Genomic DNA, 23,585 nt, shown 5'->3' on the forward strand with positions numbered 1-23,585 from the left:
GGGCTACTGCGGCGCAGCCGGTGCCGAGAGATCGAGCGCCGGCTTGGGCTTGCCGGCCGGCAGCGGTTGGGCCAGCTGTCGCTCCACATCCTGCTGGATGGCCGCCAGCATCGGCAGCAGGTCGGCCATGCTGCTGCGCACCTCCGCGTAGGGGTGCTTTTCCGCCAACTCGCCCACCCGAGCCATCAGTTGCGCGCGCACGTCGCTGCGCAGGTGGATGAACAGCTCGGGCATCTGCTTGCCCAGTTCGGCGGCGTAGAGCACCAGGTCCTCACGGTTGAACTGCTTGGTCAGCCCCAGGTAGTCCAGCGCGCTGGAGGTCAGCATCGCTGCCGCGTCCTTGGTTTCCTGCAGGCCTTGCAAGCGCACCGGCTTGCTCTGCTCGCTCTCCGACAGGGTCATCCAGAACTCCACCGTGAGGGTGAAGAGGATCGCCTGCTGGCGCATCGAATAGCTCATCAGCCCCAGGGCTTCGGCGCCGTAGGGCTGCTGCGCGGCCTTGAAGTCGAAGTACAGGCGCATCAGTTCCTTGAGGCGGAACAGCACTTCGCGCGCCTCGTTCTGGCGCAGCTCCAGGGGCGCGTAGATGTTCAGCTGCGGCTTGAAGTTCTCCTCGCTGATCATCCGCGTGTAGATGGGCCCGGTGAACTCGCCGCTGCGCCGGGGCAGGGCGTTGACCTGGGTGCGGTCGACCTTGTCCAGGGCATCGATCAATTGCTGGTAGTCGTGGCTGTTCCACGGGCGCTGGATGTCGGGAATCTTCTGCCCCAGGTAGAACAGCTCGGCGGCCGGGGCAGGCAGCGCCAGGACCAGCAAAAGGATGGCCAGCGGCCAGGGCAGGCGGCGTGATAGCTTCATCGACACGGAAGATTCCAGCGGGAAGGGGCGCGCCAAGAGTAACGGGGCGGTGGCGCCCCGTCACCCGCGCCTTGGTTGGGGTGAGGGTGATGGACGAGAGCGAGCGCGGGGCGATCTTCGCGGTATTCGAAGACCTCGGTGGCTACGGTGCCGTGGCGCGCCAGCAGGCCGAGGCGGAAGGCCCGCTGGTGGGGCATCTGCTGCGCACCAACATCCAGTTGGCGGCCATTCCGGTGTTCGCCCGCAAGGGCATCGGCGAGACCACGGTGAATGACCTGCTGGAAGCGGCCCAGGTCTCGCGGCGCACCTTCTACAAGCACTTCTCCAACAAGATGGATGTGCTGGAAAGCATCTACCAGACCGCCGTGGTACTGCTGCTCAACCGCTTCCGCGGCATGCGCGCCGCCGCCGGCAGCGACGAGGCCTGGCTGCGCGACATGGTGCGCTGCTTCTTCGACTATCACCTGGCCGTGGGGCCCATCATCCGCCTGATGCAGGAAGAGGCCATGCGCACCGACTCGCCCCTGGCCGCCCACCGCCAGCGCGCCCACCTGGAGATGGCCGCGCTGCTCGCTGAACGCCTCCAGGCCACAGGCCAGGTGGTGGACCCGCTGACCTTCCGCGCGCTGATCTGGGCCCTGGAGGCGGCGTCCATGGACCTGCTCGGCGGTGCCGCCAGCCGCCAGCGCATCGAGCACGCCCGCGCGGTACTGGGCGACCTGCTGATCGCCGCCCTGCGTCCACGCTCTACCTAGGTTGGGGCGCATGGCCAGCAACCCCGTGATCTGATAAGGGCCTCGACAATAACAATCACGAGGTGCCTGCATGTCCGCTACCAGCCTGCCGATGTCGCCGCCGCTCGCGGCCGGCTTTTCCCGCCTGGGCTTCGGCTCCCTGCCACTGGATCGCCTCAAGGCGCGCTACGCCAGCGCCGACAGCGGCTCGCGCTTCATCGAGCTGGACGGCTTCAACGTCCACTACCGCGACGAAGGCAGCCGCGACAAGCCGGTGCTGGTGATGATCCACGGCGTGGTCGCCTCCCTGCACACCTGGGACGACTGGGTACCGGCCTTCGCCCCGCACTACCGCATCATCCGCTTCGACGTGCCCGGCTTCGGCCTTACCGGCCCCAAGCGCAGCGGTGACTATTCCGGCGAGCGGATGATCCGCATCTTCGGCCTGCTGCTGGACCACCTGCGCATCGACAAGGTCTCCATCGCCGGCAACTCCCTGGGTGGCTACATCGCCTGGAACTTCGCCCTGGCCCAGCCCGCGCGCGTCGAGAAGCTGGTGCTGATCGACCCGGCCGGCTACCAGATGCGCAAGGTGCCCTGGATGATCGCCTCTGCCGCGCTGCCCGGCTCCACCGTGGCCATGCCCATGTGGATGCCGCGCGCGCTCATCGCCCAGGGCATCAAGGAAGTCTACGGCGAGCCCGGGCGCATCAAGTCCGGCGTGGTGGACCGCTACTACGACCTCAGCCGCCGCCCGGGCAACCGCCGCGCGATGATGGAAATCTTCCGCGTGCTGCTCAAGGTCAACAAGGACGAGCTGGAAGGCACCGGCCAGCGCGTCGCCGCCATCAAGGCCCCGACCCTGCTGATGTGGGGCGAGCGCGACCGCTGGATCTCGCCCAAGCACGTGCCGCTGTGGAAGCGCGACCTGCCGGGCATCCAGGTGCGCACCTACCCCGGCGTGGGGCACATCCCCATGGAAGAGATTCCCGAGCAGACGGCAGCGGATGCGCTGCGCTTCCTGCAGGGCTGACGCCCGCTAGCTAAGGCTCGACCGAGCGCTGCTCCCGGCTGTGGATAACTTCCCGGTGAGCAGCGTTTTTGCGTGGGCGTAGGGTGGGCTTCAGCCCACCGTTCTTTTTGCAGTTCGTTCGGAGGGCTTCGCGAGCAGAGCTCGCTCCTACGGGGAGGTCGTGCCTACAAGAAGCTCGAAGCCCCGCCGTAGGGTGTGCTGCGCGCACCGGGAAATTGGAGCGCACATCCATCCAGAACCAGGCGAAGAAGTTGGAGCAGAGAGAGTGAACGGTGGGCTGAAGCCCACCCACCCGATTCCCTTCCACCCTGGAAACGAAAACGGCCCCGAAGGGCCGTTGCGTTAACACCGAGGAATCACGCCGCCGCAGGCACGCCGTCGAACTCCTCGCGGGTCTTGTGCAGCAGTTCGAGGTTGTCGTGCTGCCAGGGATGGAAGCCCTTCTTGAAGAAGTCCATGTACGCCGGGATCAGCTGGCGGAACATGCCGTTCTTGCCCCACATCCAGCTCAGGCCGTCGCGCCAGACGCGCCAGTTCCACAGCAGGCCGTCGCGCTTGAGCATGTGGATGAGGCCACGGTGGGTGTCGAGCATGAAGAAAAAGGTGCCCATGATCATCGCCCGGCGCAGCAGGGTGCGGCTGCCGCAGACCTGGTTGTAGACATCGAAGGCCACCGCCTTGTGCTCGGTTTCCTCCAGCGCGTGCCAGCGCCACAGGCGGGCCAGGGTCGGGTGGGCGCCGGCGATGTGCTCGGGGTTCTTCAGCAGGCCGTCGGCCATGATCGCGGTGATGTGCTCCAGGGCAGCAGTGGCGGCCAGCTGGCGGCGCTTGGAGAACTTCTTCTGGGTGTAGCGGATGCGCGCCTGGGCACGACGCTCGATGCGGCCGATGTCGTAGCCGAGGTCGCGCAGCCGGTTGCTGTATTCCAGGTGCTCGCGGCTGTGATGGCCTTCCTGGCCGATGAAGCCGCGGATCTGCTCCTTCAGCACCGGATCGGTGATCTCCTCGCGGAAGTTGCGCACCGAGTCGATGAAGAAGCGCTCGCCGTCGGGGAAGAGCACCGACATGGCGTCGAACAGATGGGTCTTGAAGGCATTGCCACTGTGCCAGTGGCGCGGCAGCGGATTGGGCAGGTCGAAATCCATGTGACGCGGGCGGATTACCAATCCTTCTGGGGTCGTGCTGGTCATGGGGACTCCCTGAGTCTATGCAGAAACCACGCTCCAACTTTGGCTTGCCGGGTTTTGTCGGACAAGGTTATCTTCTGCCAATAACCGGGTCATATCCGGCCACCGCTGATCCAGCTGACCAATAAGAAGAACGATGAAACAGCCACTGACCTTCTCCGCCGAACTGGTGCCCGTCGCCTATGCCGAGGCCCTGCTGAGCCTGGCCGAAGAGCTGGGTGTGCCCCGTGAAACGCTGTTCGCCCAAGCCCGGGTGCGCCCGGAAATCCTCCAGAGCCCCAACGGCCGCCTGTCCTTCATCGACTTCAACCTGCTGGCCAGCGCGGCCCTGGTGCTGTGCAACGAGCCGGCGCTGGGCCTGGTGCTGGGCCAGCGGCTGAATGTGTCCACCCACGGCATCCTCGGTTATGCGGTGCTCTCCAGCGCCAACCTGGGCCGTGCCCTGCAATTCGCCATGAAGTACTACCGGGTGCTCGGTCTCGCCTATGAGCTGGAGCTGGTGGAGCAGGGTGACTGCCTGCAGCTGCGCGCCGCCGAATCCTTCCCCATGGGCCCCCTGGGGCGCTTTGCCGGCGAGGGGCTGATGACCAGCTTCTACACCATCGCCCGCTTCCTCCTGGGCGAGGAGCTGCGCGGCCTCGCGGTGGGCTTCGCGCACCCGGCGCCGGCCCATGCGGCGCGGTACGCCGAAGTGTTCGGCGGCGGCGTGGAGTTCGAGCAGCCCTACCACTGGATGAGCCTGCCCAAGCACTATCTTGACCGCCCCATGGCCCTGGCCAACCCGGCCACGGTGCAGATGTGCGAGCAGCAGTGCGAAGCCCTGCTGGCCACCCTCGACGTGCAGGACGCCCTGCTCACCCGCGTGCGCCGCCTGCTGCTGGCGCGCCCCGGCGACTTCCCCGACCTCGACAGCGCCGCGCGCTCGCTGCACACCAGCGGCCGCAGCCTGCGCCGCCACCTGGCGTCCATGGGCACCAGCTACCAGCAGGTGCAGGACGAGGTGCGCAAGGGCCTGGCCCTGCAGTACCTCACCACCACCCACCTGCCGTTGTTCGAAATCGCCAACCTGCTGGGTTTCAGCGACCCGTCGAACTTCCGCCGCGCGTTCAAGAAATGGACGGGCAAGCTGCCCAGCGATTATCGTGCTGACCCCTGATCCGACCGGCCTGCACAGAGGCCGGCGACCTGGCCTGGAGGACCGGCAATGACCGCAGCGCACCCCACCCTGATCCGCGAGACCTTCCCCGTCGGCCCCTTGCAGTGCAACTGCACGCTGATCGGCGACCCCATCAGCAAGAAGGCCATCGTCGTCGACCCGGGCGGCAACCACGAGCAGATCATCGCGCGGCTGGAGGCCCACGGCCTGAAGCTGGTGAGCATCATCCACACCCACGCGCACCTGGATCACTTCCTCGCCTCCGGCGAGCTGAAGAAGGCCACCGGCGCCACCCTGCACCTGCACAAGGAAGACCAGTTCCTCTGGGACAACCTGGAGATGCAGTGCCGCATGTTCGGCGTGCCCTACAAGCCGGTGCCGGCGCCCGACCAGTGGCTGGCCGACGACGAGGAGCTGGCCTGTGGCTGCGGCGTGGCCCTGCACACCCCCGGGCACACGCCGGGTTCCATGAGCTTCTGGTTCCCCGAGGCGCGCCTGCTGATCGCCGGTGACACGTTGTTCCGCCGTGGCATCGGCCGCACCGACCTGTGGGGCGGTGACTACGCCACCATCGAGCGCTCCATCCGCCAGCGCCTCTACAGCCTCGATGAGGAAGCCACCGTGGTCACCGGCCACGGCCCGGACACCCGGCTGGGCGACGAGATGCGCGAAAACCCGTTCATCCGTGCCTGAGGCCACGGAATTTCCAGCATGGGCCATGCTCTAATCGTCGTCAGTCCATCGGGGCTGTCGATCATTCAGGAGTAGAAAGTCCATGTTCACCACGCGTCGCCTGATCATCGCCGCTACCGCCGTCGCCCTGCTGTCGGGCTGTGCTTCGCAGAACCCCTACGAGAACCAGGGCCAGGCGCCCCGCCAGGGCATGAGCAAGACCGCCACCTACGGCGGCCTGGGCGCGTTGGCCGGCGCCGTCGCCGGTGCTGCCATCAACCACGACAAGCGTGGCAAGGGGGCGCTGATCGGCGCCGCTGTGGCCGGCGCCGCTGGCGCGGGCTACGGCTACTACGTGGATCGGCAGGAGGCGGAGCTGCGTCGCAGCATGGAAGGCACCGGCGTGCAGGTGCAGCGCCAGGGCGACAACATCAACCTGGTGATGCCCGGCAACATCACCTTCGCCACCAACTCGGCAGACATCGCCAGCAACTTCTATACGCCGCTGAACAACCTGGCCAACTCGTTCAAGCAGTACGACCAGAACAGCATCGAGATCGTCGGCCACACCGACAGCACCGGCAGCCACCAGTACAACGTCAACCTCTCGCAGTTGCGCGCGCAGAGCGTGGCCAACTACCTGATGGCCCAGGGCGTCAACGGTGCGCGCCTGAGCTCCCGTGGCATGGGCCCGGACCAGCCGGTGGCGAGCAACGCCACCGATGCGGGCCGCTCGCAGAACCGTCGCGTGGAGATCAAGCTCACCCCGCTGCCCAACGCCCAGGTGCCCCAGCAACAGGGCTACTGATTCCCCCGCTCCAAGCACAGGGCCCCCATTCGGGGGCCTTGTCGTTTCATGCCGTCCGTCGTCTCCCTGCTGGCGCAAGGCCATGGTGCCGATTCCTGACTAGACTGCCGACATGGTTCCCGCGAACCATGATTTGCCGGTCAGATGCCCCTCCAAGGCGGGCTCCCGGACAAGGAACGGACAGGAGCATTCATGGACGAGCGTACCGGCACCTCCGCGAGGAAACCCTGGTTGCCCCTGTTGGTGGCGCTGGCCTTGCTGGTGGGGCTTGGCGGCCTGGTGCTGTGGCAGTGGCTGGCGCTGGAAAACCGCAACCAGGCGGAGTACCAGCGGCGTTTCGGCCTGGAAAGCGAAGAGATCGCCGAGCGTCTCGCGACCCGCATGCGCGCCTACGAAATGGTGCTGCGAGGCATGTCCGGCCTGCTGGTGGGCAGCTCCGACGTGCTTCCGGATGAATGGGCCAAGGCGGCCGACCAACTGCACCTGCAGGACCGCTACCCGGGCATCCAGGCGCTGGCCTGGGGCCGCTATCTCAAGCGTGACCAGCTCAACGACTTCGTCGGCACCACCCAGGCCGATGGACGCCGCGACTTCCGCGTCTTCCCGCCCGGCCCGCGCGACGAGTATGTGGTGGTGGACTACACCAGCCCGCTGGACTGGCGCAACCGCCGCACCCTGGGCTTCGACATGCTCAGCGAGCCGGTGCGGGCGCAGGCCATCGAGCAGGCCCGGGAAAGCGGCGAGGCACGCCTCACCGGTCCCCTGAGGTTGAAGCAGGAGACCGACCAGGACCTGCAGAGCGGTGTGCTGCTCTACATGCCCGTGTACCGTTCGAACGCCCCGGCGACCACCGCCGACGAGCGGCGCGAGGCCTTCATCGGTGCGGTGGCCGGGGCCTTCCGCCTGCATGACCTGATGAGCGGCATCCTCGGCAACCGGGTGCGCCTGTACCGAGTCGGCGTCAGCGACCTGGAGGCCGGAGCCGTGCTGCTCGACGATGCCATCGACAACGGCCTCCCACCGCGCTTCGAAGAGCAGCGCCAGATCAAGCTGTTCGGCCGCACCTGGGCACTGAAGGTGAGCAGCACTGCCGAATATGAAGCGTTGCTGGTGGATGATCGCCTCAGCTACAGCCTGTGGACCGGCCTGGCCGCCGCGCTGCTGTTGTCGCTGCTGGTGGGCGGCTACCTGCACCTGCGCGAGCGCCAACTCGCCGCCAGCGACCAGGCATCCTCGTTGCTGCGCGAGCGCGAGGAGCGCTTGCGCATCCTGGTCGAGCGCCTGCCCGTGGCGACCCTGCTATGCGATGCCCAGGGCCGCATCGAGATGGCCAATCGCAGCGCCGCCGAGCTGCTCGGCTGCGAATCCGACCTGCTTTCCGGCCAGCGTGTGCGTCGCTACCTGCCACGCCTGCTGGACCTCGACGAAGAGCGGCTGCGCAGTGGCGAGGAAGAGTTCCAGATCCAGCGCGACGATGGCGGCGATGGCCTCGCCTCCCTGAGCCTGACCTCCCTGAACCAGCGCGACGGCACGCGCTACCTGATCAACCTGGTGGACCTGCAGGCGCGGCGTGCCGCCGAGGAGCGTTTCCGCCTGGTGGTGGAGGCCTCGCCCAACGCCATCATCCTGGTGGACCTGCGCGGCAGCATCGTCATGGTCAACCGCCAGGCCGAGCAGATGTTCGGCTACAGCCGCCAGGAGCTGCTCGGCGCCACCGTAGAGCGCCTGCTGCCGGAGGCCCTGCGCGAGGCCCATGTGGGGCTGCGCGAAGGCTTCCAGAAGAACCCCGAGCCCCGGCGCATGGGCAACAATCGCGAGCTGTTCGGCCAGCACCGCGACGGGCGCATGATTCCCCTGGAAGTGGGCCTGTCGCCGATCCGCAGCGGCCGCGAGACCTGGGTCCAGGCGGTGGTCATCGACATCAGCGAGCGCAAGGCCGCCGAGCAGCGCCTGCGTGACCAGGCCGAGCAACTGATCCTGGCCAACCGCTACAAGTCGGAATTCCTCGCCAACATGTCCCACGAGCTGCGCACGCCGCTCAACAGCATCCTCATTCTCAGCGACCAGTTGCGCCAGAACAGCGCCGGCAACCTCACCGAGAAGCAGTCGCGCCATGCCGACATCGTCCACCGCGCCGGCAGTGACCTGCTGCAGCTGATCAACGACGTGCTCGACCTGGCCAAGGTCGAGGCCGGGCGCATGCAGCTCAAGCTGGAGCCGCTCAATGTGCAGGATGTGCTGGTGGAACTGGACGCCAGCCTGCGCCCCATGGCCGAGATCAAGGCCCTGCGCCTGATCACCGGGGTGGAGCCCGGCGTGCCCCGGGTCATCCACAGCGACCGCGTGCGCCTGCACCAGATCCTGCGCAACCTGCTCTCCAATGCCCTGAAGTTCACCGAGCAGGGCGAGGTGGAGCTGAGTGTCGGGGTCATCGACCGCACCGATGGCGATGGCCGCGAGATCATCCGCTTCACCGTGCGTGATACCGGCATCGGCATCCCTGCCGAGCAGCACGAGTGTATCTTCCAGGCCTTCCAGCAGATCGACGGCTCCACCAGCCGGCGCTTCGGTGGCACCGGCCTGGGCCTGGCCATCACCCGCCAGCTGGTGCTGGCGCTGGATGGCCAGATCCGTCTCACCAGCACGCCGGGGCAGGGCTCCAGCTTCATCGTCGAACTGCCGGTGGCGGTGGGCTTCGAGGCGGAGAAAGAGGCTGCCGGCGAGGCCCTGCCTGTACGCAACGGCACCGGGCCGGCGGTGCTCATCGTCGAAGACGATGGTGATTTCGCCAGCGTCATCGCCGAAGCTGCGCAGAGCCATGGCTATGCCACCGTGCTCTGCGGCAGTGGCCGACAGGCGGTCGCTCTGCTGCAGCAGGAGCGCTTCGCGGCGGTGATCCTCGACATCCTCCTGCCGGACGTCAGCGGCTGGCAGATCTACCGGCGCCTGCGCAGCCAGGCCCTGCACCGCGGCACGCCGGTGCACATCATCTCCTGCGTGCCGCAGCCGACAGATTGGTTGGACGATTCCACCCGTTACCTGGTCAAACCCATCGCCCGGGAAGATCTGGAACGGGTCTTCAACGACCTCGAAGCCAATGTGCCCCCGGACCCGCATCGCCTGCTGCTGGTGGAGGACGTCGCCATCGAACGTGATCACTACCGCGACCACCTGGAGGAGCTGGGCTTCTCCGTAACGGCCGCAAGCAGTGCCGAAAGCGCCCGCCAGGCATACGCGGACGGGCGTTTCGCTGCGCTGGTGATCGACCTCGACCTGCCCGACCAGGACGGTTTCGACCTGCTAGATAGCCTCGATCGGCAGCGTCCGCTGGCTGACTCGCGTGTGGTGATCAACACTGGGGTGGACGTCACCCTGCAGACCCTGCAGCGACTGCGCCGCTATTCGGCGGTGGTGGTGCGCAAGGCGGGGGATGACCTGGATGGGCTGAGCTCGGCGGTGCAGGGCTTCCTCGGCAGCGTGCGTGCCCTCGCCGGGCAGGCGCCGGGAGAGGCGGGAAGCCGCTCGCTGCAAGGGATGCGCGTGCTGTTGGTGGATGACGATGTACGCAATATCTATGCGCTCAGTGCGCTGCTGGACGAGGTCGGCCTCGACGTCAGCGCCGCGCGGGATGGCCTGGAGGCCATCGAGAGTTACCAGCGTGAACCCTTCGACCTGATTCTGATGGATATGGCGATGCCCAACATGGACGGATACACCGCAACTCGCCTGCTCAAGGACGAGCATGGCTGCAACATCCCGATCATCGCGCTCACCGCCCATGCGATGAAGGGCGACCGGGAGAAGTGCATTACCGCAGGTGCCGACGACTACCTGGCCAAGCCCGTGAGCCGCCAGGAACTGATCGACCTGCTTCATCGCTGGCTGGACGTTTCCGGAGGCAGCGATGATGCAGCCACTGCCTAAGCTCAAGGGACCCGAAAACATCCTCCTGGTGGTCGATGACCGCCACGAGAACCTCGCCGCCATGGAGGCGGTGCTGGACGACTCCACTTGGGACGTACGCACCGTCGACTCGGGGGAGGCGGCCCTGCAATGCCTGCTGGAGGAGGAAGTGGGGCTGGTGCTGCTCGATGTGCAGATGCCGAAGATGGACGGCTTCGAAGTCGCCCGGCTGATGCGCGGCAGCCCGCACACCCGCTACACGCCGATCATCTTCATCTCCGCCATCGCCCACACCCAGGAAGCCGTGCTGCGTGGCTACGCCAGTGGCGCGGTGGACTTCATCCTCAAGCCCTTCGACCCGCAGGTGCTGCGGCACAAGGTGCAGTCGCTGCTGGAGCACGAGCGCAACCGCCGTGACCTGCTGCAGCTGACCCAGCAGCTGGACAGCGCCCGCGCCTTCAACGCCTCGGTGCTGGAGAACGCCGCCGAAGGCATCCTGGTGGTGGGCGAGGACGGCATGGTCAACTTCGCCAACCCGGCAATGGCGCTGATGCTGCAGGGCTCGGTCACCGACCTCGAAGGCAGCCCCTTCCTCTCGCTGCTCTCCAGCCCCGAGATCGTCGGCGACTGGCGCCTGTCGGAGTTCTACCGCCACTGGAAGCGCGGCGAGCCTTACCGCCTGCACGACGCGGTGCTCAACACCCTCAATGGCGGCACGCTGCCGGTGGCCCTGTCCTGCGCGCCGCTGCCCCGGGCCCAGCGCTCGATGGTGGTGATCAGCCTGGACATGTCCGCAGTGCGCCAGCTGCACGCGCAGCTCGAATCCCAGGCCATCACCGATGCGCTCACCGGGTTGCTCAACCGCCGTGGTTTCCACCAATCGCTGGATGCGGCGCTGGCGCGTATCGAGCGCAGCGGCAAGCGCATGGCGGTGCTCTACCTCGACCTCGACGGCTTCAAGCGCATCAATGACTCCCTCGGCCACGACGCCGGCGACCAGGTGCTGCGGCGCGTTTCCGAGCAACTGAAGACCTGCCTGCGCCCCTACGACATCCTCGCGCGCATGGGCGGTGACGAATTCACCGCGCTGATCGACTCCCTGGAGCACCCGGAAGACGCGGCCAGGGTGGCCGAGAAGCTCATCGAGCTGGTGTCGGTGCGCTACCGCATCGACGGCATCGACATCACCCTCGGCGCCAGTGTCGGCATCGCCTGCTTCCCCGAATGCGGGCAGACCGTGGACGGCCTGTTGCGCGCGGCGGACATCGCCATGTACGAGGCCAAGCGTGCCGGCCGCCAGCAGTACCGCTTCTTCTCCCCGGAAATGAACGGCCGCGCCCGCTCGCGGCTGATGCTGGAAGAGAGCCTGCGCAACGCCATCGAGCAGGATGATTTCGTGCTCGTCTACCAGCCGCAGATCTACCTCGACAGCGGCCGCCTGCGCGGCTTCGAGGCGCTGCTGCGCTGGGAGCACCGGGTCGCCGGCACCGTCGCCCCCAACGTGTTCATCCCGCTGCTGGAGGAGACCCGGCTGATCAACCGCCTGGGCGACTGGATCCTCGAACAGGGGGTCAGCCAATGCACCCAGTGGCGGGAGCGCTTTGGCGAGGACCTGGTGATCAGCATCAACTTCAGCCCGGTGCAGTTCGGCATGCCGACCCTGGTGGACGATCTGCGCGAGGTGCTGGCGACGCACGGGCTGAAACCGTCGCAGATCGAAGTGGAGGTCACCGAAAGCGCGCTGATGCAGGACCTGGACAACACCCGCGAGCAGCTGCGCCAGCTGCGCGAGCTGGGGGTGCGCATCGCCATCGATGACTTCGGCACCGGCTACTCGTCCCTGGCCTACCTGCGCCACTTCGAGCTGGACACGCTGAAGATCGACCGCCTGTTCATCTCCAACATGCTGGAGTCGCCCCGCGATGCCGCCGTGGTCAGCACCATCATCGACCTGGGCGCCCACCTGGGGCTGGAGGTGATCGCCGAGGGCGTGGAAACCCTGGCCCAGCGTGATTGGCTGATCGACCACGGCTGCTCGATCATGCAGGGCTTCCTGGTTTCCCCGGGGCTGCCGGTGGCCAAGGCCGAGAACTTCCCCCAGCAGGTGGATTGGGTGAGCTTCAAGCCACAGAACTGAGGCCACTGCGCGGCGCCCGCCCTGGGCGCCGCGCACATAGCCATCCGCGACTACGACCAAATGATGGCAAGCGCCGGTCATGGGGCGACCTACACTTGCCCCACGGCGCGCCCGTGCCGCCGGCCAACCCAAGGAGTTTTCCCATGCATTGCCTGTTTGTGGCCTATCCGAACAACGAGGGCGGCACCTTCGATTTCACCTACTACCTGGAAAAACACATCCCCATGGTCAGCGAGATGCTGGGGGACAACTTCGTCAAGGCCGAAGTCCGCAAGGGCCTCGCCTCCGGTGACGGCTCCGCCGCACCCTTTCTCTGCGTGGCGAATATCTGGATCAAATCCATCGACAGCCTCCAGGCCACCCTGCGCAAGCACGGCCAGGCGATCAACGAAGATATTCCCCGCTACACCAACATCGCCCCGCTGCTGCAGGTGGATGAGGTGATATCGGGTTAAGGCAGACATCCGTAGGTTGGCGCCGAGCACCGCGAGGCCCAACGCAGCGGGGCCCGGCATCGTTGCATTGGGTGTGTGGCGGGTAGGTCGGGTGCAACCCGACGCCCCTCCGTGCGCCACCTCGCGAGTTTCACCCGCCCTACGGGGCTGGCTCATGGAACCCGCCGATCGAATACCGCGCCCATGAAAAAGCCCGCCGATCGGCGGGCTTTCGCGTTCCGGGGCGCTGCCTCAGCGGCTCGGCGGGAACTGCTGGTGCAGCTGCTCCAGCTCGGCGTCCTTGGTCTCCCACAGCTGGTTGACCCAGAGCTGGAAGGTCTTGCGGTAGGCCTCGTCCTGGTCGTAGCTGCGGCCGATGAATTCCTGGGGAATCGGCATCGCCTGGATACGCACGATCACCTCGGGGATGTTCCCGGCCATCAGGGTCCAGAAGCTGGGGTTGCCTTCGGGGTAATGGATAGTGACGTTGAGCAGCGCCTGCATCTGCTCGCCCATGGCGTCGAGGACGAAGGCGATGCCGCCGGCCTTGGGCTTGAGCAGGTACTTGAAGGGCGAGTTCTGCTCGCGGTGCTTCTGCTCGGTGAAGCGCGTGCCTTCGAGGAAGTTGAAGATGCCCACCGGGTTGTCGCGGAACTTGTCGCAGGTGCGGCGGGTGGTTTCCAGGTCCTTGCCCTTCTTCTCCGGGTGCTTGGCCAGGTAGGCCTTGGAGTAGCGCTTCATGAAGGGGAATTCCAGCGCCCACCAGCACAGGCCGATCACCGGGACCCAGATCAGCTCCTGCTTGAGGAAGAACTTCAGCGGGCGGATGCGGCGGTTGAGCACGTACTGCAACACCAGGATGTCCACCCAGCTCTGGTGGTTGCTGGTGACCAGGTAGGAGTGCTGGTAATCGAGGCCTTCGAGGCCCTCCACCTTCCAGCGGGTATCGCGCACCAGGTTCATCCAGCCCTTGTTGCAGGTCACCCAGGCTTCGTGGATGAAGTTCACCACCCAGTTCAGCGCCAGGCGCGCCGGGCGGAAGGGCAGGGCCATCTTCAGCAGGCTGACGGCGAACAGCGGCCAGCACCAGAACAAGGTATTGAGCGCCAGCAGCAGGGAGGCGATGACGCCGCGCACGGAAGCGGGAAGAAAGCTCAGCATGAAAGGTCGGGACCTCGTTCCTGGACGGTCTCTGCCGCCCTGTTGAGGGGACGCTGCGAACGCAGCGGGGCCAGTGGTGGCACAGGTTAACGCCTGTTCACTGAACTGCAAGCGGCAAGGGTGACCGCCCGGTCGGGCAGCGCGGCCACCCGCCGGGCAGGGTGCTCAGTCGCGGGTCGCCGCCTGGATGGCGGTGAGGGCGATGGTGTAGACGATGTCGTCCACCAGGGCGCCGCGGGAGAGGTCGTTCACCGGTTTGCGCAGGCCCTGCAGCATGGGGCCGACACTGACCACCTGGGCGCTGCGCTGCACCGCCTTGTAGGTGGTGTTGCCGGTGTTCAGGTCGGGGAACACGAACACCGTGGCATGGCCGGCCACCGGGCTGTTGGGGGCCTTCTGCCGGCCGACGCTGTCGATGGCGGCGGCGTCGTACTGCAGCGGCCCGTCGATCAGCAGGTCGGGGCGTGCGGCACGGGCCAGGCGGGTGGCTTCGCGCACCTTCTCCACTTCCTCGCCGCTGCCGGAGTCGCCGGTGGAGTAGCTGATCATCGCCACCTTGGGCTCGATGCCGAAGGCGGCGGCCGAGTCGGCGCTCTGCAGGGCGATCTCCGCCAGCTCGGCGGCGCTCGGGTCGGGGTTCACCGCGCAGTCGCCATAGACCACCACCTGCTCCGGCAGGAGCATGAAGAACACCGAGGACACCAGCTTGTAGCCGGGCGCGGTCTTGATCAGCTGCAGGGCCGGGCGAATGGTGTTGGCGGTGGTGTGCACGGCGCCGGAGACCAGGCCGTCCACCTCGCCCAGGGCCAGCATCATGGTGCCCAGCACCACGCTGTCTTCCAGTTGCGCAGCGGCCATGGGGGCGTTGAGGCCCTTGCCCTGGCGCAGCTCGACCATGGGCTCGACGTAGCGCGGGCGCACCAGGTCCGGGTCGAGGATCTCCAGCCCCTCGGGCAGCACGATGCCCTGGGCGACGGCCACGGCTTGCACCTCTTCGGGCTTGGCCAGCAGCACGCAGCGGGCGATGCCACGGGCCTGGCAGATGGCGGCAGCCTGCACGGTGCGCGGCTCGGCGCCTTCGGGCAGGACGATGCGCTTGCCGGCCAGTTGCGCCCGTTTCACCAACTGGTGGCGGAAGGCCGGGGGCGACAGGCGCAGCTCGCGCGGGGTGCCGCAGCGGTCGCGCAGCCAATCCTGGTCGAGGAAGCGGGCGACGAACTCGGTGACCTTCTCCGCGCGCTCGCGGTCGTCCACCGGGATTTCCTTGTTCATGCGGTTGAGGTTGGTGGCCGTGTCGTAGGAGCCGGTGGCCACGGCCAGCACCGGCAGGCCACCCTGCAGGGCGCCGCGGCACAGTTCCATGATGCGCGGGTCCGGCGGGAAGTCGCTGCACAGCAGTAGGCCGGCCAGGGGCACGCCGTTCATGGCGGCCAGGCTGGCGGCGAGGATGATGTCGTCGCGGTCCCCCGGGGTCACCACCAGCACGCCGGGCTTGAGCAGCGGCACGGTGTTGGGCACGGCGCGGGCGCAGAGGACGATGGTTTGCACCCGGCGCTGTTCGTAGTCACCGGCGTTGATCACCCGCGCGCCCAGCAGGTCGGCCACGTCGCGTGTGCGTGCGGCGTTCAGCTCGTCTTCCCAGGGGATGCAGCCGAGCAGGCGGAAGTCGTCGCTGCGCAGGAGCGAGGAGTTCTCGCGGATCTGCTCGGCGAAGTCCGCCTCGCGCACCTTGTTGAGGATCACCCCGAGCACCTTGGGGTCGCGCGGCCCGCCGAACAGCTGGGCCTGGATCTCGATGCGGTCGGAGAGCTCGGTGATGGTTTCGTTTTCCGGGGCCGAGACCAGGATCACCTCGGCGTCCAGGCTCTTGGCCAGGTGGAAGTTGACCCGTGCCGCGTAGCTGGCGTGGCGGGTGGGCACCATGCCTTCGACTATCACCACGTCCTTGCCTTCGGCGGCCTGCTGGTAGCGGCTGACGATCTCTTCCAGCAGCTCGTCGAGCTGGCCGTCGCCGAGCATGCGCTCGACCTGGGACAGCTCCAGCGCCTTGGGCGCGGTGAGGCCGTGGGTGCGCGCGATCAGTTCGCTGGAGCGCTCGGGGCCGCGGTCGCCCGGGTGGTGCTGGGCGATGGGCTTGTAGAAGCCGACCTTGAGGCCGGCCAGCTCCAGGGCGCGGACCAGGCCCAGGCTGATGGAGGTGAGGCCGACGCCGAAACCGGTGGGGGCGATGAAGAATGTATGCATGGAGCCGCCTTAGTTGAGCAGGGCGAGGGTGTCGAGGGCGATCTGCCGCTCCTCGTTGGTCGGGACCACGAGGATGCGTGTGTGACCGTATTTGTGGATCGGGCCGGCGATGCCGCGGATGCAGCGGGCATTGGCCTCCTTGTCGATGGCCAGGTCGAAGAGCTTCAGGTGCGCCACCGTCTTGCTGCGGATCAGCGGCGAGTTCTCGCCGATACCGCCGGTGAAGATCAGGCCATCGAGCTGGGGCAGGGCGCAGCTCATGGCGGCCAGGCTCTTGGCCAGGCGGTAGCAGAACACCTCGATGGCCAGGGTGGCGCCGGGGTGGCCCTGTTCGCGGGCCTGCTCCAGGGCGCGCATGTCGTTGGACAGGCCGGAGAGCCCCTTGAGGCCGCTCTCGCTGTTGAGCACGCGGGTGATCTCTTCCAGGCTCCAGCCCAGGGTGCTGGCCAGGTGGCTGTGCAGGTTGGGGTCGATGTCGCCGCTGCGGGTGCCCATCGCCAGGCCTTCCAGGGGCGTCAGGCCCATGCTGGTGTCGCGGCTCTGGCCGTCGACGATGGCGCAGGTGGAGCAGCCGTTGCCCAGGTGCGCGGAGAGCCAGCTGCTGTCGCCGATGGACAGCCCGGCGATCTCCGCCGCGCGGTGGCTGACGTAGCGGTGGCTGGTGCCGTGGAAGCCGTAGCGGCGCACGCCGTGGTCGCGGTAGAGGTGTTCCGGAACGGCGTAACGGTAGGCGTGCTCGGGCAGGCTCTGGTGGAAGGAGGTGTCGAACACCGCCACCTGGGGCAACTGCGGGTAGACGCTCATGGCGGCTTCGATGCCCTGCAGCGCCGCCGGGTTGTGCAGCGGGGCGAGGGGGGCGATGGCGCGGATCGCCGCGATCACCTCGTTATCCAGGCGGCGCGCCGAGGTGAAGCGCTCGCCGCCGTGCACCACGCGGTGGCCGATGCCGTGCAACTTGCCGCCGGTGGCCGCCTGCACCAGGGGCAGCAACTGCGAGAGGGCGACGCGGTAATCACCGTTGGGAATCATCAGGCTGTCCTTGTCGCCGCCACGCTGCCAGCGCAGTTCGGCGTCGCGGCTGCCCAGGCGCTCGGCGATGCCAAACAGGGGGAACTGCGAATGGGCCTCGCTGACCAGGGCGAACTTGATCGACGAACTGCCACAGTTGATCACCAGAATGTTGCGTGAGGGCATCATTGCTCCTTGGTTGGTTCGGGGGCCGCGCCACGGGCGCACCAGCCGCAGGAAAAGGGCTGTCCACGCCGTGCTTCGCGTTGTGCCGGGTCCAGCACCCAGGCGCGCGACTGCCAGGGCGGCTGGTGGCGCAGGTGCTGGGTATGGCCGCAGGACAAGACTGCCACCCAATGGCCTTCGTCATCCTGGCGGAAGTCAAGTAAGCGTACGATCCGTCCGTCAGCCTTCGGGTCGCAATCGGCCGTCTTGGCAGTTAGACTTGCACGTTCTTCAATCTTCTCCAAAAGGTCTTGCACCATGCTGATTGCCGCCAACAAGGCTGTCTCCATCGACTATACGCTCACCAACGACGCCGGTGAGGTCATCGACAGCTCCGCTGGCGGCGCGCCGCTGGTGTACCTGCACGGTTCCGGCAACATCATCGTCGGCCTGGAAAAGGCCCTCGAAGGCAAGCAGGCCGGTGATGCGATCAAGGTCGCCATCGAACCGGAAGATGCCTACGGCGAATACAGCGCCGAACTGGTTGCCACCCTCAGCCGCGCTATGTTTGAAGGCGTCGATCAGCTGGAAGTCGGCATGCAGTTCCATGCGTCCGGCCCGGACGGCGGCATGCAGATCGTCACCATCCGCGACATCGATGGCGACGACGTGACCGTCGACGGCAACCATCCGCTGGCCGGCCAGCGGCTGAGCTTCGACGTGAAAGTGGTCAATGTGCGTGAAGCCAGCGCCGAAGAGATCGCCCACGGCCATATCCATGGCGAAGGCGGTCACCACCACTGATCGGCGGGCAGCCAGGCGACTTGCGGCAACGCTCGGTCGCCTCGGGGCTGCTAAGCTCTGATCAACCGAAAAGGCGCCCACGGGCGCCTTTTTTGTCCCGCTGCGATGTTCCCTTGCGACGATCCAGGAGTTTGTCATGAGTGCATTCCACGACCTCAACCTGCGTGCCCTCGACGGTCAGGAGCTGCCTCTGGCGCCCTACAAGGGGCAGGTGGTTCTGGTGGTCAACGTCGCCTCCAAGTGCGGGCTGACACCGCAATACGCTGGGCTGGAAAAGCTCCACCAGCAATACCGCGACAAGGGTTTCACCGTGCTCGGCCTGCCGTGCAACCAGTTCGCCGGCCAGGAGCCTGGCAGCGAAGACGAAATCCGCGAGTTCTGCAGCCTCAACTATGGCGTGAGCTTCCCCCTGGGCAGCAAGCTGGAGGTCAACGGCCCCGGCCGTCATCCGCTGTATCGCCTGCTGGCGGGCGAGGGTGCCGAATTCCCCGGTGACATCACCTGGAACTTCGAGAAGTTCCTCGTCGGCCAGGACGGCCGCGTGCTCGCCCGTTTCTCCCCACGCACCGCCCCGGACGACCCGGCCCTGGTGCTGGCCATCGAGAAGGCGCTGGGCTGAGGCGCTCCTTCCCCTGATGGCGGGACCTGCGTAGGGTGGATGGCGCTTTTTCATCCACCAGGCGGTGCTGCAGGAAAGCGCCGGAGATTGGCAGTCCTGCGGCCTGCTTGGCGACTGAAGTCGCCCCTACATGGGCCGTGGTGGGGATTGTTGGTCGGGTGCAACCCGACAACGCCGCACCCACCCTTCGCGGGTTTCACCCGCCCTACGGCCTGAAGTCGCCCCTACATGAATCGTGATTGGGAGGCACATTCCGTGGGAGCGAATTCATTCGCGATGGAGCCCCCAGTCGCTCGCAGCCAGGTGCCGGCAACGGGTCTTTCGCGGCTGAAGCCGCTCCCACAGGGGGCTCGCAGCGGGGCCGAACATCGCTGCGTTGGGCCTCGCTGCGCTCGGCGCCAACCTACGACGCCCACATCGCCCTTACCTGCACGACAGGCCATTACCGCTAGGTAAGGCGCGCCTGCTTTCTGACCCAAAATCACCCTGATCAATAGTGCTGTGCCGAGCGAGACGACCGGTCATATGCTCGGCGCCATGAACAGCATCCGACTCGACAAGCGTGACCTGATCCTGGCCAAGGGCACCGGCGTGATGACCCGCGCGGGCTATCACGGTACCGGCGTGCAGGAGATCGTCCAGGCAGCGGGAATCCCCAAGGGGTCCTTCTACCACTACTTCGCCAGCAAGGAAGATTTCGCCCTGCAGGCGCTGGACTACCTCTACTCGCCGCGCCTGGAGCGCTACGCCCAGGCCCTGTCCGATCCGGCGAAGAGCCCGGCCCAGCGCATCCTCGACTACTACGGTGAACTGGTCAGCCACTTCACCCGCCACGAGAAGCTGGAGTACCACTGCTTCATCGGCAGCCTGAGCTTCGAGATGGCCGAGCTGTCGCCCGCCATCGGTGCCCAGGTGGACGCCATCCTGCAGCGCTCCGCCGACACCCTCCAGGCCTGCCTGGAAGAGGCCCAGCGTGCCGGTGAGCTGCCGGCGGACGAAGACTGCGCCAACCTCGCCAGCTTCATCGCCAATGCCTGGCAGGGCGTGCTCACCCGCCTCAAGGTCGGTGCCGGCGCCCGGCCGCTGTTCGATTTCATGACCCGCCTGCAGCGCCTGCTGCGGGTGTGACCCCTAAAGCCCATAAACGAGACGACCGGTCACTTGGCCGGAATCAGGAGACCCCGATGACCGCATCCGCAGACGCCCTGTTCGCCCCCTTCCGCCTCGGCGCCCTCGAGCTGCCGACCCGTGTGGTGATGGCGCCCATGACCCGCTCCTTCTCCCCGGGCGGCGTGCCCACCGAGCAGGTGGTCGAGTACTACCGCCGCCGCGCTGCCGCCGGCGTCGGCCTGATCGTCACCGAAGGCACCACCATCGGCCACCAGGCCGCCAACGGTTACCCCCATGTACCGCGCTTCTACGGCGAAGACGCCCTGGCCGGCTGGAAGACCGTGGTCGACGCCGTGCACGCCGAAGGCGGCAAGATCGTCCCGCAGCTGTGGCACGTGGGTAACGTCCGCCGCCTGGGCACCGAGCCGGACGCCAGCGTTCCCGGCTACGGCCCCAGCGAGAAGCTCAAGGACGGCCAGGTGGTGGTCCACGGCATGACCCAGCAGGACATCGACGACGTCGTCGCCGCCTACGCCCAGGCCGCCCGTGACGCCAAGGCCATCGGCATGGACGGCGTCGAACTGCACGGCGCCCACGGCTACCTGATCGACCAGTTCTTCTGGGAAGGTACCAACCAGCGCACCGACGGTTACGGTGGCGACCTGGCCCAGCGCTCGCGCTTCGCCATCGAAGTGGTCAAGGCCGTGCGCGAGGCCGTCGGCCCCGACTACCCGATCATCTTCCGCTTCTCCCAGTGGAAGCAGCAGGACTACACCGCCCGCCTGGTGCAGACCGCCGAAGAACTGGGCGCCTTCCTCAAGCCGCTGTCCGATGCCGGCGTGGATATCTTCCACTGCTCCACCCGCCGCTTCTGGGAGCCGGAGTTCGAAGGCTCCGACCTCAACCTGGCCGGCTGGACCCGCAAGCTCACCGGCAAGCCCACCATCACCGTCGGCAGCGTCGGCCTGGATGGCGAGTTCCTGCAGTTCATGGTCAAGACCGACAAGGTCGCCCAGCCGGCCAATATCGAAGGCCTGCTGGAACGCCTGAACAATGAGGAATTCGACCTGGTGGCCGTGGGCCGCGCCCTGCTGGTGGACCCGGACTGGGCGACCAAGGTCCGCGAAGGCCGCATGCAGGACATCCTGCCGTTCAGCCGCGACGCCCTGACCAGCCTGGTCTGAGCATTCGTCCCCCGGTGCGTCGGCCCTGCCGGCGCACCCATTTCCAGCCCCGTCTCGTGCGGGGCTTTTTTATGCCTGCGAGCCGGTGAAACCCTCAATCGGTTGGGCTGACTTGCGGCCGGGCAAGGCGCAAGGTCGCGAACATCACAACAAGCGCCGGTTCACCGGCCGAAGGAGTAGTCGTCATGCGCACTGGACTGGTAGTGGATGCCACTTGTGACCTGCCTCAGGAATTCCTCGCTGCCCACGGCATCCGTGTGCTGCCGATCCGTATCCACCTGGGGCGCGAGGCCCTGGTGGACCGCCGCGTGCCGGAGGCCACCCGGCAGTTCTATGCCGAGCAGCTGGCCAAGGTCGGCCCGGAGGACCACAGCGACGCGCTGTCGGTGGCGGAGATGCAGCAGTGGTTCCTCGAAGAGCTGGTCACCGCCTACGACCATGTCATCTGCCTGACCATCTCCAGCCTGCGCAGCCCGATCTTCGAGCACGCCACCCAGGCCTCCTTCAGCCTGCTCCAGCACTACCGCGAACGCCGCGCCGAGGCTGGCCTCAACAGCCCCTTCGCCATGCGCGTGGTGGATGGCCGCAGCATGTTCGCCGGCAGCGCCGTACTGGCTGCCGAGGCGGCCCGGCTGGTCGCCGCCGGCGGCCACCCGAGCGCGGTGCGGGCGCGGCTGGAACAACTTTCGGAGAGCGTCTGCACCTTCCTCATCGCCGACGACCTCGGCCACCTGCGCCGCCGTGGTTTCCAGAAGGGCGAGCGTGGCGGCCTGCTCGACCGTATGCGCGGCGCAGCCCTGGGACTGGGCTCGCTGCTGGATGTGAAACCGGTGATCAGCGTGCAGCAGGGCGAGGACAAGCCGGTGTCCCTGGCGCCGAGCTTCGAGCGCGCGGCGGAGAAGCTGCTGGCCCATGCCACCGCCCAGGTGCTGGCGGGCGAGTTGCTGGCGCCGCAGCTGTGCCTGAGCTACGCCGGGGACCTCTCGGTGGTGCGCGACCTGCCGGGCTTCGCCCAGCTGGAATCGGTGTGTGCCCAGCGCGAGGTGAACCTGCAGGTGGCGATGCTCAGCCCCACCGGTGCCATCAACCTCGGCAAGGGCGCACTGAGCCTGGCCTTCGCCGCACCGGCCCGGCCCTTCGGCTGATCAGCGCTGCAGGCGGTCCAGCCCCGGTGCTACGCGGGGCTCGGGCAGCGTCTGGTGGACGTCGTGCAGGTGCTGCTCGAACTGCTGGATGATCGCCTCCCAGCCCTGGCGGCCCGCATGCTGGCGCGCGTTCAGGCGCACCCGGCGCAGGGTTTCGCTGTCTTCCAGCAGCCAGCAGGCGGCATCGCTGAAGGTCACCGGCACGTCCGGCATCGCCAGAACGCCGTTGTGCCCGTGGCGGATGTGCTGCGCCGCCGCGGCCTGGTCGAAGGCCACCACGCCGAGGCCGGAGGCGAGTGCTTCGAGCACCACGTTGCCGAAGGTCTCGGAGAGGCTGGGGAACAGGAACAGGTCGCTGGAGGCATAGTGCTTCGCCAGCTCTTCACCCCGTTGCAGGCCACAGAACAGCGCCTCGGGCAGCTCCGCCTGGAGTTGTGCGCGCTGCGGCCCGTCGCCCACCAGGATCAGCTTCATGGTCTTCTGTGGATGGGCCTGCTGCAGGGCGTGGAAGGTCGGCCCCAGCAGCTTGAGGTTCTTCTCCGGGGCCAGGCGGCCGACGTGCAGCACGGCGATATCGTCCGGCCCCAGGCCCCAGGATTCCCGCAACGCCGCGCAGCGCCTGGCGGGGTTGAACAGCTGGCCATCGACGCCGCGGGACAGCAGGGCCAGGCGCTCGAAGCCACGGCGCTGCAGCTCCTCGCGCTGGCTGGCGCTGGGCACCAGGGTCAGTTGCGAGGCGTTGTGGAACCAGCGCAGGTAGTTGGTCATCAGGCGGGTCAGCAGGCCGACGCCGTAGTGCCCGGTGTATTGCTGGAAATTGGTGTGGAAGCCGCTGATCGCCGGGATGCCCAGGCGCCGCGCGGCACGCAGGGCGGAGAGGCCGAGCGGGCCTTCGGTGGCGATGTAGAGCACGTCCGGGCGCTTGCGCTTCCAGCGCGCGATCAGCTTGTGCAGGCTCGACTGGCCCCACTGCAGACCGGGATAGCCGGGCAGCGGCCAGCCGCGCACCAGCAGCAGTTCGTCGCTGCTCTTCACGCCCTGGTCACAGGCTTGGCGCGGGCGCACCAGCTGCAGGCGGTGGCCACGGGCGCGCAAGCCGTCGCACAGGCGCGCCAGGGTGTTGGCGACGCCGTTGATCTCCGGCAGGAAGGTTTCGCTGATCAGCGAGATGTTCAGGGGCAGCAGGCTCATGGATGCAGTGTCGAACAGCGCCATGTAGCCAG

General features: G+C 67.2%; 20 protein-coding genes. 13 read left to right on the plus strand and 7 right to left on the minus strand.

Annotated features, from left to right (window positions below; translation table 11 throughout):
- Positions 1 to 3 precede the first annotated feature (3 nt).
- Positions 4 to 858 (minus strand): hypothetical protein, encoded by an 855-nt coding sequence (locus tag RTW82_RS22315; RefSeq protein WP_043239871.1) that lies wholly within the window; start codon positions 856 to 858, stop codon positions 4 to 6.
- An 89-nt stretch (positions 859 to 947) separates the two neighbouring features.
- On the opposite strand from RTW82_RS22315, the gene RTW82_RS22320 reads away from it, so the two are divergent.
- Entirely contained in the window at positions 948 to 1,613 is a 666-nt protein-coding gene (locus tag RTW82_RS22320) for a TetR/AcrR family transcriptional regulator (protein WP_021222286.1), read from the plus strand.
- 70 nt (positions 1,614 to 1,683) lie between these two features.
- Positions 1,684 to 2,625, plus strand: a complete 942-nt coding sequence (locus tag RTW82_RS22325) for an alpha/beta fold hydrolase (protein WP_021222287.1) — start codon at positions 1,684 to 1,686, stop codon at positions 2,623 to 2,625.
- 356 nt (positions 2,626 to 2,981) lie between these two features.
- Here RTW82_RS22325 and RTW82_RS22330 read toward each other — a convergent pair whose 3' ends face one another.
- Positions 2,982 to 3,815 carry a metal-dependent hydrolase gene (locus tag RTW82_RS22330; RefSeq protein WP_043239880.1) on the minus strand — a complete coding sequence of 278 codons (834 nt, stop codon included), beginning with the start codon at positions 3,813 to 3,815 and terminating at the stop codon, positions 2,982 to 2,984.
- 133 nt (positions 3,816 to 3,948) lie between these two features.
- Between RTW82_RS22330 and RTW82_RS22335 the strand changes: the two genes are divergently transcribed.
- From RTW82_RS22335 to RTW82_RS22360, 6 genes are all read left to right on the plus strand, one after another.
- Positions 3,949 to 4,968 carry an AraC family transcriptional regulator gene (locus RTW82_RS22335; protein WP_021222289.1) on the plus strand — a complete coding sequence of 340 codons (1,020 nt, stop codon included), beginning with the start codon at positions 3,949 to 3,951 and terminating at the stop codon, positions 4,966 to 4,968.
- A 48-nt stretch (positions 4,969 to 5,016) separates the two neighbouring features.
- Positions 5,017 to 5,661: an MBL fold metallo-hydrolase gene (locus RTW82_RS22340; RefSeq protein WP_021222290.1), complete on the plus strand. Its 645-nt coding sequence runs from the start codon at positions 5,017 to 5,019 to the stop codon at positions 5,659 to 5,661.
- 82 nt (positions 5,662 to 5,743) lie between these two features.
- Positions 5,744 to 6,448, plus strand: coding sequence for an OmpA family protein (locus RTW82_RS22345; RefSeq protein WP_021222291.1), 705 nt, complete (start codon positions 5,744 to 5,746; stop codon positions 6,446 to 6,448).
- Positions 6,449 to 6,640: 192 nt separating this feature from the next.
- Positions 6,641 to 10,372 (plus strand): response regulator, encoded by a 3,732-nt coding sequence (locus RTW82_RS22350; protein WP_316926520.1) that lies wholly within the window; start codon positions 6,641 to 6,643, stop codon positions 10,370 to 10,372.
- The gene (locus RTW82_RS22355; protein ID WP_316926521.1) at positions 10,353 to 12,488 is read left to right on the plus strand and encodes a putative bifunctional diguanylate cyclase/phosphodiesterase; all 2,136 of its coding nucleotides are present in this window, start codon (positions 10,353 to 10,355) and stop codon (positions 12,486 to 12,488) included. Before RTW82_RS22350 ends, RTW82_RS22355 begins: the two co-directional genes overlap by 20 nt.
- 143 nt (positions 12,489 to 12,631) lie before the next feature.
- Positions 12,632 to 12,943 (plus strand): EthD family reductase, encoded by a 312-nt coding sequence (locus RTW82_RS22360; RefSeq protein ID WP_263402686.1) that lies wholly within the window; start codon positions 12,632 to 12,634, stop codon positions 12,941 to 12,943.
- 231 nt (positions 12,944 to 13,174) lie between these two features.
- On the opposite strand, the gene RTW82_RS22365 is transcribed toward RTW82_RS22360, so the two are convergent.
- From RTW82_RS22365 to RTW82_RS22380, 4 genes are all read right to left on the minus strand, one after another.
- Positions 13,175 to 14,083, minus strand: coding sequence for an acyltransferase (locus tag RTW82_RS22365; protein WP_316926522.1), 909 nt, complete (start codon positions 14,081 to 14,083; stop codon positions 13,175 to 13,177).
- 165 nt (positions 14,084 to 14,248) lie between these two features.
- The gene (gene pta, locus RTW82_RS22370; protein ID WP_184487416.1) at positions 14,249 to 16,327 is read right to left on the minus strand and encodes a phosphate acetyltransferase; all 2,079 of its coding nucleotides are present in this window, start codon (positions 16,325 to 16,327) and stop codon (positions 14,249 to 14,251) included.
- 9 nt (positions 16,328 to 16,336) lie between these two features.
- Positions 16,337 to 17,521 carry an acetate kinase gene (locus tag RTW82_RS22375; protein ID WP_021222297.1) on the minus strand — a complete coding sequence of 395 codons (1,185 nt, stop codon included), beginning with the start codon at positions 17,519 to 17,521 and terminating at the stop codon, positions 16,337 to 16,339.
- Entirely contained in the window at positions 17,521 to 17,820 is a 300-nt protein-coding gene (locus RTW82_RS22380; protein ID WP_316926629.1) for a DUF3565 domain-containing protein, read from the minus strand. Before RTW82_RS22380 ends, RTW82_RS22375 begins: the two co-directional genes overlap by 1 nt.
- Here RTW82_RS22380 and RTW82_RS22385 point away from each other — a divergent pair.
- The 5 genes from RTW82_RS22385 (at position 17,819) to RTW82_RS22405 (ending at position 22,362) form a co-directional block, all read left to right on the plus strand.
- The gene (locus RTW82_RS22385; RefSeq protein ID WP_021222299.1) at positions 17,819 to 18,304 is read left to right on the plus strand and encodes a peptidylprolyl isomerase; all 486 of its coding nucleotides are present in this window, start codon (positions 17,819 to 17,821) and stop codon (positions 18,302 to 18,304) included. The genes RTW82_RS22380 and RTW82_RS22385 overlap by 2 nt on opposite strands.
- 136 nt (positions 18,305 to 18,440) lie before the next feature.
- Positions 18,441 to 18,923, plus strand: a complete 483-nt coding sequence (locus RTW82_RS22390; protein WP_021222300.1) for a glutathione peroxidase — start codon at positions 18,441 to 18,443, stop codon at positions 18,921 to 18,923.
- A 537-nt stretch (positions 18,924 to 19,460) separates the two neighbouring features.
- Positions 19,461 to 20,051, plus strand: a complete 591-nt coding sequence (locus RTW82_RS22395) for a TetR/AcrR family transcriptional regulator (RefSeq protein ID WP_184487417.1) — start codon at positions 19,461 to 19,463, stop codon at positions 20,049 to 20,051.
- Between the two features lie 56 nt (positions 20,052 to 20,107).
- Positions 20,108 to 21,217: an NADH:flavin oxidoreductase gene (locus tag RTW82_RS22400; RefSeq protein ID WP_043239903.1), complete on the plus strand. Its 1,110-nt coding sequence runs from the start codon at positions 20,108 to 20,110 to the stop codon at positions 21,215 to 21,217.
- Positions 21,218 to 21,402: 185 nt separating this feature from the next.
- Positions 21,403 to 22,362 carry a DegV family protein gene (locus tag RTW82_RS22405; protein ID WP_021217039.1) on the plus strand — a complete coding sequence of 320 codons (960 nt, stop codon included), beginning with the start codon at positions 21,403 to 21,405 and terminating at the stop codon, positions 22,360 to 22,362.
- Here the strand turns inward: RTW82_RS22405 and RTW82_RS22410 are convergent, their stop codons facing one another.
- Complete coding sequence (locus RTW82_RS22410; protein ID WP_316926523.1) at positions 22,363 to 23,577, minus strand: glycosyltransferase family 1 protein; 1,215 nt, start codon at positions 23,575 to 23,577, stop codon at positions 22,363 to 22,365.
- Positions 23,578 to 23,585: the final 8 nt, after the last annotated feature.

The sequence above is a fragment of the Pseudomonas sp. zfem005 genome (assembly GCF_032621735.1).
Lineage (GTDB): Bacteria > Pseudomonadota > Gammaproteobacteria > Pseudomonadales > Pseudomonadaceae > Metapseudomonas > Metapseudomonas solani.

Coding starts and splice junctions, on each gene's coding strand:
- RTW82_RS22385 (WP_021222299.1), top strand. CDS start 17,819: ATGCTGATTGCCGCCAACAAGGCTGTCTCCATCGACTATACGCTCACC.
- RTW82_RS22395 (WP_184487417.1), top strand. CDS start 19,461: ATGAACAGCATCCGACTCGACAAGCGTGACCTGATCCTGGCCAAGGGC.
- RTW82_RS22405 (WP_021217039.1), top strand. CDS start 21,403: ATGCGCACTGGACTGGTAGTGGATGCCACTTGTGACCTGCCTCAGGAA.
- RTW82_RS22360 (WP_263402686.1), top strand. CDS start 12,632: ATGCATTGCCTGTTTGTGGCCTATCCGAACAACGAGGGCGGCACCTTC.
- RTW82_RS22340 (WP_021222290.1), top strand. CDS start 5,017: ATGACCGCAGCGCACCCCACCCTGATCCGCGAGACCTTCCCCGTCGGC.
- RTW82_RS22355 (WP_316926521.1), top strand. CDS start 10,353: ATGATGCAGCCACTGCCTAAGCTCAAGGGACCCGAAAACATCCTCCTG.
- RTW82_RS22345 (WP_021222291.1), top strand. CDS start 5,744: ATGTTCACCACGCGTCGCCTGATCATCGCCGCTACCGCCGTCGCCCTG.
- RTW82_RS22390 (WP_021222300.1), top strand. CDS start 18,441: ATGAGTGCATTCCACGACCTCAACCTGCGTGCCCTCGACGGTCAGGAG.
- RTW82_RS22380 (WP_316926629.1), bottom strand. CDS start 17,820: ATGGTGCAAGACCTTTTGGAGAAGATTGAAGAACGTGCAAGTCTAACT.
- RTW82_RS22375 (WP_021222297.1), bottom strand. CDS start 17,521: ATGCCCTCACGCAACATTCTGGTGATCAACTGTGGCAGTTCGTCGATC.
- RTW82_RS22400 (WP_043239903.1), top strand. CDS start 20,108: ATGACCGCATCCGCAGACGCCCTGTTCGCCCCCTTCCGCCTCGGCGCC.
- RTW82_RS22315 (WP_043239871.1), bottom strand. CDS start 858: ATGAAGCTATCACGCCGCCTGCCCTGGCCGCTGGCCATCCTTTTGCTG.
- RTW82_RS22410 (WP_316926523.1), bottom strand. CDS start 23,577: ATGGCGCTGTTCGACACTGCATCCATGAGCCTGCTGCCCCTGAACATC.
- pta (WP_184487416.1), bottom strand. CDS start 16,327: ATGCATACATTCTTCATCGCCCCCACCGGTTTCGGCGTCGGCCTCACC.
- RTW82_RS22325 (WP_021222287.1), top strand. CDS start 1,684: ATGTCCGCTACCAGCCTGCCGATGTCGCCGCCGCTCGCGGCCGGCTTT.
- RTW82_RS22320 (WP_021222286.1), top strand. CDS start 948: ATGGACGAGAGCGAGCGCGGGGCGATCTTCGCGGTATTCGAAGACCTC.
- RTW82_RS22335 (WP_021222289.1), top strand. CDS start 3,949: ATGAAACAGCCACTGACCTTCTCCGCCGAACTGGTGCCCGTCGCCTAT.
- RTW82_RS22330 (WP_043239880.1), bottom strand. CDS start 3,815: ATGACCAGCACGACCCCAGAAGGATTGGTAATCCGCCCGCGTCACATG.
- RTW82_RS22365 (WP_316926522.1), bottom strand. CDS start 14,083: ATGCTGAGCTTTCTTCCCGCTTCCGTGCGCGGCGTCATCGCCTCCCTG.
- RTW82_RS22350 (WP_316926520.1), top strand. CDS start 6,641: ATGGACGAGCGTACCGGCACCTCCGCGAGGAAACCCTGGTTGCCCCTG.